This is a genomic window from Acetobacterium sp. (assembly GCF_041752335.1).
Classification (GTDB): Bacteria; Bacillota; Clostridia; order Eubacteriales; family Eubacteriaceae; genus Acetobacterium.
This window is the reverse complement of record NZ_JBGSHG010000074.1, coordinates 1-13522: the sequence shown is the minus strand read 5'-3', so window position 1 is coordinate 13522 and position 13522 is coordinate 1. Positions and strand designations below refer to the sequence as shown.

14 protein-coding genes, 4 tRNA genes and 1 other annotated feature are annotated in these 13522 nt (G+C 44.2%); of the genes, 15 read left to right on the top strand and 3 right to left on the bottom strand.

What is annotated here, in order from left to right:
- Positions 1 to 56: 56 nt before the first annotated feature.
- The 10 genes from ACEW8F_RS09715 to ACEW8F_RS09670 all read left to right on the top strand — a co-directional run bounded on the left by ACEW8F_RS09715 (position 57) and on the right by ACEW8F_RS09670 (position 5202).
- A tRNA-Arg gene (locus ACEW8F_RS09715) sits at positions 57 to 133 on the top strand.
- A gap of 26 nt (positions 134 to 159) precedes the next feature.
- Positions 160 to 236 (top strand) — tRNA-His (locus ACEW8F_RS09710).
- 24 nt (positions 237 to 260) lie between these two features.
- Positions 261 to 337 (top strand) — tRNA-Gln (locus tag ACEW8F_RS09705).
- A gap of 166 nt (positions 338 to 503) precedes the next feature.
- Positions 504 to 579 (top strand) — tRNA-Lys (locus ACEW8F_RS09700).
- Between the two features lie 145 nt (positions 580 to 724).
- Positions 725 to 1477, top strand: a complete 753-nt coding sequence (locus ACEW8F_RS09695; protein WP_373483276.1) for an alpha/beta fold hydrolase — start codon at positions 725 to 727, stop codon at positions 1475 to 1477.
- Positions 1467 to 2009 carry a peptide-methionine (S)-S-oxide reductase MsrA gene (gene msrA / locus ACEW8F_RS09690; protein ID WP_373483275.1) on the top strand — a complete coding sequence of 181 codons (543 nt, stop codon included), beginning with the start codon at positions 1467 to 1469 and terminating at the stop codon, positions 2007 to 2009. The genes ACEW8F_RS09695 and msrA overlap by 11 nt, the downstream gene beginning before the upstream one ends.
- 84 nt (positions 2010 to 2093) lie before the next feature.
- Entirely contained in the window at positions 2094 to 2465 is a 372-nt protein-coding gene (locus ACEW8F_RS09685) for a YccF domain-containing protein (protein WP_373483274.1), read from the top strand.
- A 135-nt stretch (positions 2466 to 2600) separates the two neighbouring features.
- Positions 2601 to 3626 carry a methionine ABC transporter ATP-binding protein gene (locus ACEW8F_RS09680; protein ID WP_373483273.1) on the top strand — a complete coding sequence of 342 codons (1026 nt, stop codon included), beginning with the start codon at positions 2601 to 2603 and terminating at the stop codon, positions 3624 to 3626.
- Positions 3616 to 4275, top strand: a complete 660-nt coding sequence (locus tag ACEW8F_RS09675; protein WP_373483272.1) for a methionine ABC transporter permease — start codon at positions 3616 to 3618, stop codon at positions 4273 to 4275. The genes ACEW8F_RS09680 and ACEW8F_RS09675 overlap by 11 nt, the downstream gene beginning before the upstream one ends.
- A 114-nt stretch (positions 4276 to 4389) precedes the next feature.
- Positions 4390 to 5202: a MetQ/NlpA family ABC transporter substrate-binding protein gene (locus ACEW8F_RS09670; RefSeq protein WP_373483271.1), complete on the top strand. Its 813-nt coding sequence runs from the start codon at positions 4390 to 4392 to the stop codon at positions 5200 to 5202.
- Positions 5203 to 5343: 141 nt separating this feature from the next.
- Here ACEW8F_RS09670 and ACEW8F_RS09665 read toward each other — a convergent pair whose 3' ends face one another.
- Positions 5344 to 5667, bottom strand: coding sequence for a hypothetical protein (locus ACEW8F_RS09665; RefSeq protein WP_373483270.1), 324 nt, complete (start codon positions 5665 to 5667; stop codon positions 5344 to 5346).
- Positions 5668 to 5888: 221 nt separating this feature from the next.
- Here ACEW8F_RS09665 and ACEW8F_RS09660 point away from each other — a divergent pair, with 221 nt between their 5' ends.
- From ACEW8F_RS09660 to cobT, 3 genes are all read left to right on the top strand, one after another.
- Positions 5889 to 6560: a response regulator transcription factor gene (locus ACEW8F_RS09660; protein ID WP_373483269.1), complete on the top strand. Its 672-nt coding sequence runs from the start codon at positions 5889 to 5891 to the stop codon at positions 6558 to 6560.
- Entirely contained in the window at positions 6557 to 8188 is a 1632-nt protein-coding gene (locus tag ACEW8F_RS09655; RefSeq protein WP_373483268.1) for an ATP-binding protein, read from the top strand. Before ACEW8F_RS09660 ends, ACEW8F_RS09655 begins: the two co-directional genes overlap by 4 nt.
- A 79-nt stretch (positions 8189 to 8267) precedes the next feature.
- Positions 8268 to 9320 carry a nicotinate-nucleotide--dimethylbenzimidazole phosphoribosyltransferase gene (gene cobT, locus ACEW8F_RS09650; RefSeq protein WP_373483267.1) on the top strand — a complete coding sequence of 351 codons (1053 nt, stop codon included), beginning with the start codon at positions 8268 to 8270 and terminating at the stop codon, positions 9318 to 9320.
- A 101-nt stretch (positions 9321 to 9421) separates the two neighbouring features.
- On the opposite strand, the gene ACEW8F_RS09645 is transcribed toward cobT, so the two are convergent.
- Complete coding sequence (locus ACEW8F_RS09645; protein ID WP_373483266.1) at positions 9422 to 10141, bottom strand: hypothetical protein; 720 nt, start codon at positions 10139 to 10141, stop codon at positions 9422 to 9424.
- Positions 10138 to 10974, bottom strand: coding sequence for an ATP-binding cassette domain-containing protein (locus ACEW8F_RS09640; RefSeq protein WP_373483265.1), 837 nt, complete (start codon positions 10972 to 10974; stop codon positions 10138 to 10140). The genes ACEW8F_RS09645 and ACEW8F_RS09640 overlap by 4 nt, the downstream gene beginning before the upstream one ends.
- Before the next feature lie 178 nt (positions 10975 to 11152).
- Positions 11153 to 11426: a binding site (T-box leader), on the top strand.
- 174 nt (positions 11427 to 11600) lie between these two features.
- On the opposite strand from ACEW8F_RS09640, the gene ACEW8F_RS09635 reads away from it, so the two are divergent.
- Together ACEW8F_RS09635 and ACEW8F_RS09630 are read left to right on the top strand one after the other, a co-directional pair.
- Entirely contained in the window at positions 11601 to 12899 is a 1299-nt protein-coding gene (locus tag ACEW8F_RS09635; protein WP_373483264.1) for a phenylacetate--CoA ligase family protein, read from the top strand.
- Positions 12900 to 12910: 11 nt separating this feature from the next.
- Positions 12911 to 13348 (top strand): amino acid-binding protein, encoded by a 438-nt coding sequence (locus ACEW8F_RS09630; protein ID WP_373483263.1) that lies wholly within the window; start codon positions 12911 to 12913, stop codon positions 13346 to 13348.
- The last annotated feature ends 174 nt before the right edge of the window (positions 13349 to 13522 follow it).

Genomic DNA, 13522 nt, shown 5'->3' with positions numbered 1-13522 from the left:
GCCAGTCGCGAGGGTCCGATTCCCTTCACCCGCTCCATTTTTGCGAAAAGAATTGAGCGCCTGTAGCTCAGTAGGATAGAGCAACGGCCTTCTAAGCCGTGTGCCAGAGGTTCGAATCCTCTCAGGCGCACCATTTTATTTTATCGTATTTATATCGTGGTGGGTATAGTTCAATCGGTTAGAGCGTCGGATTGTGATTCCGGAAGTTGTGGGTTCGAGTCCCATTATCCACCCCATTTCTATATCATTATTTTTTTTATAGGGGTATAGCCAAGTTGGTAAGGCACCAGATTTTGATTCTGGCATTTCGTAGGTTCGAGTCCTGCTACCCCTGCCACTTTAACTAGGCAGAGAAGACAGAAAAAACTAAACAATTCCATGACCCATTAGCTCAGTTGGTATAAGTAGAGAACCCAAATCTTTGATTTGGTGTGAATCACTTAGTTAGGCAAACTGGAGTATTCACAATCGCATAGAGACATAAAGAAAGTAAATTATAGCATGACCCATTAGCTCAGTTGGTAGAGCATCTGACTTTTAATCAGGGTGTCGGGCGTTCAAGTCGCCCATGGGTCACCATTTGAAATCATAACCGCAGTGAATGCGGTTTTTTTATTTTTTGAAAAATGTTAAAATGACTTAATGATTGTTTTATCATGGGTTGGGGTATAATATAGAACAAATCTGTAGTGAAGAATCAGTTTATCTTAAAAAAGGAGCAGTGATGAAAAAAGGTCAAATCATAAAGCGGATCATCAAGATAAGTGGAATCGTATTAGTGGCCCTTATTATTGGAATATTGACCTATCTGGGTGATTATTACTATGCTGATCAAACTGCCCATGAGGCCTTGATCTCAGACGACCAGGTGACTGTCAGGGAAGCCGGAAATCTGACCATTTTCACGCCAACAGCAGGTCAGGATGAAACCGGTTTTATCTTTTACCCCGGCGGCAAGGTCGAAGATGTCGCCTATGCCCCGCTGATGCGTTCACTGGCGGAACAAGGCTATTCGGCGGTGATCGTCGGGATGCCCTTTAATCTGGCAGTGTTTAATGCCAACGGCGCAGACAAGGTGTTGGAAACGATGCCGGAAATAGAGCAGTGGATCATGGTTGGTCACTCGTTGGGCGGCGCCATGGCTGCAGATTATCTGGCCGGACATGAAGATCAGGTGGAGGGGCTGGTTTTATTGGGGGCTTATCCCAATAAATCACTGGCTCAGAGCCGCCATCCAGTCCTAAGTCTATATGGCAGCGAAGATCAGATTATTGACCAGCAGGGCTTTGAAGGCGGTCGGGATAAGATGCCAGTCAATGCCATTTATCACGAAATATCAGGTGGTAATCATAGCAGCTTCGGCAATTACGGAGAACAGGCCGGTGATGGTACGGCAGCGATTTCTGCGGCAGAACAACAAGCGATAACAGTAACAAAAATTATCGAAATATGGAAAGGAAACGGATATGATAAATGATGATAAAAAAGCAAACATTAAAGAAATAATTCTGGCTGGCGGCTGTTTCTGGGGAACCGAAATGTATTTTCAAGCCATTAGAGGGGTTTTGAAAACAGAGGTCGGTTATGCCAATGGAAAAACCCAAAACCCTACCTATGAGGATGTCTGTCATCGAAATACCGGGCATGCCGAGGTGGTCAAGGTGACTTATGACAATCAGGTGATCAGCCTACCATTTCTGTTGAGTATGTATTTTGAAGTCATCGATCCCGTGGCGGTAAATCGTCAGGGGAATGATGTGGGTGCCCAATACCGTACTGGTATTTATTATTTGGATCCCGCCGATGAGGAAGTGATCTTAACGTCAGTTCAGGCATTAAGACGGGAATATGGGGTGCCACTGGCCATTGAGGTATTGCCGCTGGAAAACTACAGCTCAGCAGAAGCGTATCACCAGGACTATCTGTTAAAGAATCCTGGCGGGTATTGCCATATCGGCAACCGTGAATTTAAAAAGGCTGCGGTAGCCCGAGATCCGTCTGTAAAATAAGAAGTGGGTAATGGCAAGTTGCTTGCAAGCCCCGGGGTACTGTCGCAAGCAGGGAATAAAGAGACATTGGAAAGAGGAAAAAGCGTGAGCATCATTGGTAACATTATCTGGATTATTCTTGGTGGCCTGATTATGGCGATCGCCTGGTTGATCGCTGGCATTCTCTGTTGTATTACCATTATTGGTATACCGCTGGGGTTGCAGGCTTTTAAAATGGCGCAGTTGGTCTTTTGGCCATTTGGGAAAACGGTTGATTATTCTAAGATGGGAACCGGTTCGGTGATCTTAAATATTTTGTGGATCCTGATTTTTGGCTGGGGTCTGGCAGCGGGATCCGCGATTCTGGGGATTTTATATTGCATTACCGTGATTGGGATCCCTTTTGGGCTACAATGGTTTAAATTTGCCAAGCTGGCATTGTTTCCCTTTGGCGCACAAATTATCGATATTCGATAAGGGATGAGCTATTAAGCTTGACAAGAAAATGAAATCGATACTATAATAAACGGTGGGTGTAGATTAAACCCACTGTTTTTAATATGATTTTGTTTATTTAAATTTGTTGATTGTAGGAGGGTAAGGAACATCGAAATGAAAAAGACGTCCCAAAAACCCATCATTGAAATAAAAGATCTGGGGAAAACCTTTCGCCCCAAAAGCGGCGAAGTAAAAGCTTTAGATGGCATTAATCTAAGCATCAACCAGGGCGATATTTACGGCATTATTGGTATGAGTGGAGCCGGCAAAAGCACCCTGGTGCGCTGTATCAATCTGCTTGAAAAGCCCACCAGCGGCAGTGTCTTCATTGATGGACAGGATATATCAAAAATAACTGAAAAAGAACTGAGAACGGTGCGTTACTCGGTGGGAATGATTTTTCAGCAATTTAATCTGCTGATGCAGCGAACCGCTGAAAAAAATATCCTCTTTCCTCTTGAAATTGCCGGAGTGGATAAAGAAACGGCGAAAAAAAGAACCGCCGAATTGTTGGAATTGGTAGGTTTGCCAGATAAGGCAAAAGCCTATCCCGCACAGTTGTCCGGAGGCCAAAAACAACGGATTGCCATCGCCAGAGCGTTGGCCAACAATCCCAAGATTTTGTTGTGTGACGAGGCCACATCGGCGCTGGATCCGTCCACGACCAATTCCATTCTCAAGCTATTAAAAGAAATCAATCATAAATTGGACATTACCATTGTGATCATTACCCATGAAATGAGTGTGGTGGAACAGATCTGCAGCCATGTGGCAATCATCGATAATAGCCGCATAGCTGAAGACGGCGAGGTTGAAGATATCTTTCGAAACCCAAAAACTGAGATTGCCAAAAAAATGATCTTTTCTGAAGGCGATCAGGGTCCGGTTGCGATGGGTAAGAATACCTATCGGATTGTTTTTGATGAAAAATCGTCCAGTGATTCGGTGATCGCAAAAATGATCCTGGAAACAAAATGTCTGGTGAATATTCTTCATGCTGATATGAAAAATATTGACGGTTTTGCTTTTGGGCAAATGGTCATTCAATTGCCTGAGGACGAGCTGAGTGCAGCCCGGGCCATTAACTACCTGCGATCTCATCAAATTACGGTTGAGGAGGTGGGCAGCCATGTGGGATAGTTCAATGACTGCATTGATCGTTCAAGGAACCTTTGAAACCCTTTATATGACATTGGCATCAACACTGCTGGCTTATCTAATCGGATTGCCCATGGGGGTCTTGCTGGTCACCAGCGATTCCGAGGGGATTGTCCCGATACGGTCACTCAACCAGGTGCTTAACATTGTGGTAAATATTACCCGGTCGATCCCTTTTTTGATTTTGTTGATTGCGGTGATCCCGCTGACACGGCTGATCACGGGAACAACCATCGGATCCACGGCCACAATCGTACCGCTGGTGATTGCAGCGGCGCCATTTATTGCCCGGTTGGTGGAATCATCCATCAAAGAGGTGGATTATGGAATTATTGAAGCTTCATTGTCAATGGGGTCCAGCCCGATGCAGGTGGTGACCAGGGTGATGATTCCGGAGGCTAAGCCCTCGCTGATTATTGGCGCGGCGATCGCCACAACGACCATCTTAGGCTACTCTGCCATGGCGGGGATTGTCGGCGGCGGTGGCCTGGGGGACATTGCCATCCGTTTTGGATACTATCGCTATGAAACTGGCATGATGGTGGTTACCGTTGTGCTGCTGGTTTTAATCGTTCAGCTTTTCCAGGAAGTGGGGATGAAAATTGCCCAAAAACAGGATCGCCGAAAATAAAGCATCACGGTTTTACGATCCGCAGACAATTTGGGTTGACAGCGGACAGGGTTCGTGTTATATTGCATATTATTCAACTAGGAATTATATGAAAGAAAAGAAAAGGAGAAAATCATGAAAAAATTAGGTTCAGTATTATTGATCAGCGTTCTCGGTTTGGCCCTATTCACAGGCTGTGCAGCTAAAGGCACAGATGACAAAACCATCGTTGTCGGGGCAAGTCCAACGCCTCATGGAGAGATTTTGGCAGTCGCTGGGGAAGTGTTAAAAGAAGAGGGTTTTACCCTTGAAGTCAAAGAATTTACCGATTATGTCCAGCCGAATTTAACTTTGGAAAACAAAGAGTTAGATGCCAATTTTTTCCAGCATCTCCCCTACCTCGAAGACTTTAATGTAAAAAACAATACCGAACTGGTTAGTGCCGGTGCTGTTCACTATGAACCATTGGGTTTATACCCAGGGAAAATAAAAAGCCTGGATGCAATCGCTGATGGTGCGACCATTGCCATTCCAAACGATACAACCAATGAAGCCCGGGCGTTGTTGCTGCTTCAGACAATTGGCTTGATCAAGGTTGATCCCAATGCCGGTTTGGAAGCAACACCAAAAGATGTTATCGAAAATCCTAAAAATATCGTCTTTAAAGAACTGGAAGCGGCCCAGCTGGCACGATCACTTCCTGATGTTGATTTGGCCGTTATTAATGGAAATTATGCCATTGAAGCGGGACTGAATGCCGGAACAGATGCGATTGCCAAAGAAGAAAAAGATTCATTGGCCGCTCAGACCTATGCCAACATTGTGGCTGTCCGAGCCGGAGATGAAACAAGTGAAAAAACTCTGGCGCTGATGAAAGCGCTGCAAAGCGAAAAGGTCATCAGCTTTATCGAAAGCAATTATCAGGGTGCTGTGGTACCAATGTCTTAAGTGATAGTATCTGGGAAACGTCTCAAAGCGAGGCGTTTCTTTTTTTAACTGAAAATTTTGATGAAGTAAAATTGTATAAATAAAATAAGACCTAATGATAGTTTACTATCATTAGGTCTTATTTTAAGTAAGTGTGAATTATTAACGGGTTCTGCCGCCGTGCCGCATTCCAGATCCGTCTTGAGGGTGGGTGCCGCCGCCGACATCACAAACACCATCGCCATCTTCGTCGACAAATGCGCCGGTACCGGCACCGTAGCCAGATCCGCCAGTGCCAACAGGATTTCCGGTAAGGTCACAAAGACCATCGCCGTCAGCATCACCGGTTCCCTGACAATTCCCGTATGGTCTTTCGCCGCTGCTTCCTTGTCCAGTGCCTTGTTCATTGCCATTAGCGGCAAAGGTTGTGCCCGCTGTTGCTAACATCAACGCGAGTGATGTTATTAAAATTAATTTTGCTTTCATTGTTAATTCCTCCGTTTTTTTATTGTATTTTGTTGATGTCTGTATTATATGATGGTTATATGTCATTCATGTGTCAAAAATAAAAAATAAAAGGCAGTGATGAAAAGCATATGATAAAATGAAATTGGAATAAGCTTGGGTAGAGCAGTTAATACTGACACAATGTTGTCATAATAATGTGGTAAACTCTTATAATAAGAAGAAAATGGAGGCGTATGACAATGAAGGGTATTCGTATTCTGGTGGCTGAAGATGAAGATAAATTGCGAGAAATCGTTTTGAAATATTTAAAAAAAGAAGGTTATGAAGGTTTTGGTGCTGCTGACGGAGAGGAAACATTGGATCTTTGGGCAGAAAAAAAACCGGATTGTATTATTCTCGACGTAACCATGCCGAAAATGGATGGTTTTGAGGTTCTGGACGAAATCAGGCAGACTGACAATGTGCCGGTGATTATGCTGACCGCTCGTAGGGAAGAAGATGATAAAATACAGGGCTTTGAAGTCGGTGCGGACGATTATGTGACCAAACCCTTCAGTCCCCGGGAGTTGATGGTCCGCATTAAGGCGTTATTAAAACGAAGCGGGGTCGCTACTACAGAGAACAAACTTGATATATGCGGGATGAATTTGAATGCGGAAGAACGGGAAATAACCATCGATGACGAAATCATTAACCTGACCCAAAAGGAATTTGAGGTGCTGATTTATTTTATCAACCATCATAAGCTGGTTTTATCGCGGGAACAGATTCTGGATCGAATCTGGGGGTTTGATTATGAAGGTGATCTTCGGGTGGTTGATACCACCATCAAGCGCCTGCGTAAAAAAATGAAAGAAAAAGGAGAGTGTATCCAAACCGTCAGAGGGCTGGGGTACAAGTTTAAAGAATGAGAAGTTCGATATTTTCGCGATTGATGCTCTATTTGGGGGCTTTCTTTCTGGTGCTGTGTTTATTGACCTATTATATTCTTGGTTCCTATTTTGAAGTGTATTATACCCAGAAAAGAACAACCGTTTTAATTGATAAAACGAGTCAGGCCGCTACGATGTATAATCAAGGTGGATTAACCCCGGAGCTGCAAGCGTATATTGATGTCGCCGAAGAAGAAGGGATTGTTATTCAGATTATTCAAAAGCAAACAGAATCAGAAAGTACTTCCTTAAAAGAGTTTTTAACAGAAGATAGAACCGTCGAAATTGTGGCCGCAAGTCAAGAATTAGATGGAATTAATCAAACGGATGGTTCGGGATCGACAGTCGTTGAAAAAAAACGTTTGGCAGTGGGCAGTGAACACAGTGGTTCGGGAAATGAATCGGGTGCTGGTGCTGGCACCGGCAATGGCTCAGGTAACGGATCAGGATCAGGCAGCGGAACTGGCAGTGGAACAGAACACGGCACAGGTGCTGGTCAACAAAATAGTATTGAGAATCAAGTGAAAGAACATCAGCAGGATGAAAGCTTTGTGATTGTGCTGGGAAATGATGATAATCAAGTCGAGTGGCTGACCCATAAGGTCGTCGCGGCTGATGGCGTCCAGATCATCGGAAGAATTCCGCTTTATTCCGTTCATGAGGTCGTTGAGATTGTGGAAAATTTTCTAGTGGTATTCTTGATGATTGTTTTTGCCTGTTCGCTGCTCTTTGCCTACTTTTTTTCCCGAGGAATTTCAAAGCCGATTATTTCGTTAAATCGAATTTCCCGGGAAATGGGCAATCTGAATTTTACCCAAAAATATCAGGGCTTTAGAAAGGATGAGATCGGCCAGCTGGGGGAAACTCTGAATCATATTTCGGATGAACTGGAAGGGGCAATTCTAAAACTGCAGGAAGAATTGAATAAGGAGCGAACCTTTGAAAAAATGCGGCAGCGCTTTACCGCCCAGGTGTCCCACGAAATCCAAACACCCTTGGCGGTGATCAAAAGCTACGCTGAAGCCCTGGAAGACGGGATCCTTGAGAATCGCGAGGAAGAACTGGAATATTTTGTGACGATCCAGAAGGAAGCTGATAAAATCAGCGGAATCGCCAGTGATCTGCTGGATCTGGCTCAAATCGAATCGGGCGCCTATCAGCTCAAAAAGGAAACTGTTTCCGGGGTTGAGGTCATCGCTTCGGTAGTCGAACGGTTTGCGAATACCTATCCGGAAAAAAATATTGTCTTTGATAATCACTGTGATTCAGAAAGAAAAGTGATCATGGATCGCAAACGGATGGAACAGGTTTTTTATAATCTCTTAAACAATGCCATCAAACATGTCAGTCCAACTAACGGAATTATTCAGGTTGGCTGTGAAATCCGGGAAAAAGAGTGGATAGTTTCTGTTTATAATGTGGGTAAGTCGATTCCCCAAAATGAGATCAATCAGATCTGGGAATACTTTTACAAGGCTCAATCGGATAAAAAAGGCACTGGTTTGGGGCTGGCAATCGTCAAAGGCATCATAATCTGCCATGGTGGCAAGGTGGCTGTGGATAACCGGGATAACGGTGTGTGGTTTGAAGTGCGGTTGCCGTTGTAAAAACTTAAAAATTTGAATTTTCAAAGTCCCCAGATATGTTATAATGTGAAAAAAACAGTTGAATTGACAGGAGTATAAAATGAATTTATTAAATGAAACATTGGAAAAAATCCAGCCGCTTAATGCAGAAATGATGAAGACCGCCAAGGAACGGGTCGATTTTCTGCTTAAACCAGTGGGGAGTCTGGGGACGCTGGAAGAGATTGCTGTCCAGTTAGCCGGTATTACCGGTGAAATGTATCCGGACGTCAGCAAAAAAGCGATGCTGGTTTTTGCTGCCGACCATGGTGTATTTGAAGAAGGTGTTGCTGCAGCGCCCCAGGAAGTAACAGATCTGATGGCGCAGATGATCGTGGCCGGCAAAAGCGGGGTTGCCGCTTTAAGCAAGCAGGCTGGCGCGGACATTTTTGTCTGTGATGTTGGCATGAAGTCGGATCTGGAACCGAAATCAAGAATCCTGGATAAAAAAATCAGAAAAGCCACATCGAATATGCGAAAAGGTCCGGCAATGTCCCGGGAAGAAGCAGTAAAGTCCCTGGAAGCTGGTATCGATATGGCCCAACGCGCCATTAATAACGGATACAATATTCTCGGAACCGGTGAAGTGGGGATCTCTAATACCACCGCCAGTGCCGCCATCATTGCCGCCCTCAGTGGTGTTGATCCGGGAGAACTGACTGGGGCCGGAGCTAACCTGTCGGAAGATAAGCAGGTTGTCAAAGCCCAGGTAATCCGGGATGCCATTGCCCTTAATCAACCCGATAAAAGCGATGCCGTTGATGTCCTGGCAAAGGTCGGGGGATTTGAAATCGGCGCCATGGCCGGAGCGATGCTGGCCGGAGCCGCCAATCATATCCCTGTTTTAATAGACGGTTTTATTTCCACCGCGGCAGCTGCCATTGCGATCGCTATTAAACCGGAAGCTAAAGGTTACCTGATCTGTTCTCATGCTTCAGCCGAAAAGGGGGCCGCCTTTGCTTCTGAATTTATCGGCGCCAAACCATTCCTGAATATGGGTATGCGTTTGGGTGAAGGCAGCGGCGCCGCCATTGCCTTTAATATTGTCGAAGCAGCCTTGTACATGAATCGTGAAATGGCAACCTACGGTGATGTTGGCCTGGGTGTTGTTTAAAAATCGAATCAATAATACTAAAGCCCTTCAAAAGTGAAATCTTTTGATGGGCTTTTTTTAGAAGCGGCTTGGCCAAGAATTCGTTTCGACACCGCCAGGGCTTAGAATTTGGCGCGCTTTAAAAATAGGATTTGGCCAAACATTAAAACTAAACCATAAACGATGGCCAGCGTAACGGGTAATGCCATGGCTGGGATAACAAAAAATTCCAGGTTCGTAAATGCGGTGAGGATGTCAAAAACCGGCGGAAAAACCCAGACGATTAAGCGGGTTGGCGGGAAATAGTCGGCCAAAGCACCCTTTGATATGCCCATGACAGAAGCAAAGAACAACAGCAGCACGGCCATTTTTCGGTTTCTGATAATCCGGGGATGAAAAAACGAACCAGTGATAGTTCCTAGAAATGCCATTAAACAATGAAGGAACAGCCCGATGAGCACATCTTCGAACTGTAAACTGCGGGTAAACAAGTGATTATTGTTGACGATATTTAAAACAAGGGGATACAGAATGCCAAGGATACTCATAACAAAGCTGATGATAAAAAGTACGGTCAGTCGGCTCAGGTAATAAAGGGTATCGTTATTGACCCGGAGTAAAACCAGTTGTTCGGTGACTGGATTTTCAAGTTCAGCGTAGCTGAAACCGACATAGGCCATGATAAAGAAAAGAACGCCGGTCGATTCCGAAAAGCTGGAAACAATCGAAAAAGGCATGATCCCGTATGCGGCAAATAAATAGATTAGGTAGATCAAAAAGGGCAGCAATAATTTATAAGATCTGAGATAGGTTTTAAAGTGATAAACTAACAGATTTTTCATTGATCCATTCCTTCCATGGCCCGCAGTTTAAACTGACGTTTTAACAGTGCCTTTAAAACCACATCGCTGTGATCGCTTGGGACAATCAGTTTTAAACGATTCTGATCCCATTCAGCGTGCTCAATTAAATTATCCAGCTCTGCATCAATTGCCGCTTTGGCCGGCGCTACAAAAATCAGTATGTCATATTTGACTTGCTTTAAACTGGATAAATCCAGGGGGGTTAGCTGATGGTCAGATATTTCGTAAGCGGTGTGAGCCAGTTGATTGACGAGAAAACGTTCATGGCAGGACATAATCGTCGCCACGCCTTGTTGGTGGAGTTTTTGAACCATCTGGATAAACAATTGTTGGGATTGGATGTCCTGACCAGATAATGGTTCATCCAGCAGTAAAACATCTGGGGTAGTTAGCAGAGCCTGGATAACCGCTACTTTCTGAATGGTGCCTTTGGACAGATGCTTAATCGGAACATCGCGCATGTCGTCCATCTGATAGGTCTTAAACAAGTCGGTCATGCTGGTGTTGACTTGTTCATGGGTCAAACCGCCAATCAAACCCAGGGCTTTAATAAATTCTGCGGGGGTTAGATCAATTTTGGGGAAATTTTCGGGGATGTAAGCTATTTTAAGCTGCGGCGCATAGTTGATAGCGCCGGAAGAAATTTTTGCCAGACCACCGATGATTTTCAGCAGGGTGCTTTTACCACTGCCGTTGGGTCCCAGTAAAGCAATGGCATTTTTGGGAGTGATCTCAAGATTAATATCTTTTAGGATTAATTTTCTGCCGAAATATTTGGAAATGGTGTTGAGTGAAATAAGAACCCGGTCCATCGCAACCTCCTTATCGATCATTGGGAAAAGATTAAAATAACAAATTAATTATAAATGATCATACTAATCCTATCATATCTTTTTTCAAACAGCAAATTCATAAATTATCAGGCAGGTGACTTTGGTCTAAAAAAATCTTGACATTATTTTGCGGTTAGTAATATAATAATTGAAATAATTAAAAGCTGTGAATGAGGAAAGTAATTTTCGTTGGAGTCGACAGAGAGTTGGTAAGGCTGGAAGCCAATGACGATGACGTTAGTGAAGTTCCCTCAGGAGTTGATTGGCTGAACGGCGTAAATAAATTAGTTTATTTGCAGATCTACTAAGCAAATTCGGTGTCGCTCATCGTTAGAAAAAGCAAGAACAGGTTTGTTATGAATTATGTTCTGTAAAGGTGGATTAGTAAATAATCAAATTAGGTGGTACCGCGAGTCAGACTCGTCCTTTTCAATAAGGACGGGTCTTTTTATTTGCAGAGCGATGGATCGATCGCTTAACTTGTTAATGAACGTCAAAGTACCCCTAACCGTAAAGATGCAACTGTAAGTGCACCTTGAAATTCACACCAAAAAGAGAAAGTAAAATAATCCGATTTAAAATTAAGAGAAAATTTGGAGGAAGAAATGTACTGGAATAAGAGCTACGAATGCATGCCAAGAGAAAAACTACAGGAACTGCAATTGGAACGATTAAAGCGAATGGTCAACCGGATTTATCACGATGTGCCCTTCTACCGTAATAAATTTCAGGAAAAAGGTCTGCTGCCGGAGGATGTCAAATCTCTGGAAGACCTTCAGAATCTTCCCTTTACCACCAAGGTTGATTTGCGGGATAATTACCCTTATGGGCTTTTCACCGTGCCCCTGGAGCAGATCGTCCGAATTCATGCATCATCCGGCACTACCGGTAAACCAACGGTAGTGGGATATACCCGGAATGATATTTCGATGTGGTCAGAGCTGATGGCCCGTTGTCTGGTCGCTGCCGGCGCTGGACCTCACTCGGTAATTCAGAATGCCTATGGTTATGGGCTGTTTACCGGCGGCTTGGGGGTGCATTATGGGGCGGAACGACTAGGCGCATCGATTATTCCCATCTCCGGGGGAAATACCGCCAAGCAGATTATGATTATGCAAGATTTTGGCTCAACGGTGTTGACATGTACCCCATCTTATGCTATTTATTTAGCAGAGGTGCTGGCGGAATCGGGAATTGATCCGGCCAGCTTAAAGATTCGGGCTGGTATTTTTGGAGCTGAACCCTGGTCAGAAAACATCCGCAAAGATATTGAGAAAAAACTGAAAATTAAAGCCTTTGATATCTATGGTCTATCAGAAATCATGGGACCGGGAGTTGCCATTGAGTGTGAATGCCAGGATGGGCTTCATGTTTGGGAAGATCATTTTATTCCCGAAATTATTGATCCGGTGACATTAAAGGTGCTGCCATACGGTGAACAGGGCGAATTGGTGATCACCACCATCACCAAGGAGGGGATTCCGATTCTGCGATACCGGACCCGGGATATTACCACCATCAAACCGGAACCCTGCGCTTGTGGACGAACCCATTTACGAATCAGCCGACTCCAGGGACGGAGTGATGATATGCTGATTATCCGTGGCGTTAATGTCTTCCCAACCCAGATTGAAAGCGTGCTGCTGGAAATCGGCGAAGTGGAACCCCATTATCAATTGGTGGTCAGACGAGACGGCTCGCTGGATACCCTGGAAATCAAGGTGGAACTCAGCGAAGCTTTGTTCTCAGATCGGATCAGCAATCTGGAGAACCTGGAAAAGCGGATCAGAGACCGGATCCAATCAACCATTGGCGTCAACGCCAAGGTGGCTCTTGTAGAGCCCAAAAGCCTTCCCAGAAGTGAAGGAAAAAGCCAGCGGGTAGTAGATTTAAGAAAAATTTAGGAGGAGAAAAAATGATACGACAAGTTTCCATTTTCATCGAAAACCATGAAGGTCGGCTGAATCATATCCTGAAAATTCTAGCTGAAAATAAGATCAATATACGGTCGCTGAATATTGCCGATGCCACCGACTTTGGGATCGTGCGTCTGATATTGCAGGAAACCGAAAAAGGGATTGAGGTTCTTAAAAAGAATGATATCATCACCACAGTGACACCAGTGTTAGCGGCAGAGATTTCCGATGATCCCGGCGGATTAAGCACTTTGGTTGATGCGCTGACCCAGGCGGCAATCAATATTGTCTATGCCTATTCCTTCCTGCCGAAACAAACCGATAATGCCATTATCATCATTCGGGTTGATGATGAAGTTCAGCAGAAAGCCATTGAAACCCTGGAAAAGGTAGCTGAGATAAATCTACTGGACCGAGAAACGCTGTTGCTGAAATAATTTAACATCTTAGGGTAAATTAGAAATATTCACAAATTTCCTATTGACATTCGGCAAAACTTTTCGTAAGATCAAAGGTATGAATTAAATGTAACTAATAAAATGATTTATACAGGAAAGGCAAACCATGGCAACGTCAAGAAAAGGAACCCAAACAAAGAGTAATATAATAAC